Genomic DNA, 256 nt, shown 5'->3' with positions numbered 1-256 from the left:
CTTGCATTCGTAAATGTGATTTCGTGTGCACTTTTCGGTTCTATTTCTGGCTCAGCTGTTGCTGCGACTTCAGCAATTGGTGGCTTTATGATACCCGCTATGAATAAAGAGGGTTATAACAAGCCATTTAGTACAGCAGTTACCGTTACTGCCGCAACCACTGGCATGCTTATCCCACCTAGTAACATATTAATTATTTATTCACTTGCAAGCGGTGGTGTGTCTATTGCTGCATTGTTTATTGCGGGTTATTTAC

General features: G+C 41.8%; 1 protein-coding gene. It reads left to right on the top strand.

Annotated elements, in window-relative coordinates; translation table 11 throughout:
• A partial coding sequence (locus tag R0K30_RS22605) for a TRAP transporter large permease subunit (RefSeq protein ID WP_410613159.1) occupies nt 1-256 on the top strand: 256 nt, incomplete at both ends.

Source organism: Bacillus sp. SIMBA_154 (assembly GCF_046536015.1).
GTDB classification, from domain to species: domain Bacteria; phylum Bacillota; class Bacilli; order Bacillales; family Bacillaceae; genus Bacillus; species Bacillus pumilus_P.
This window is presented reverse-complemented; position numbering and strand designations above follow the sequence as displayed.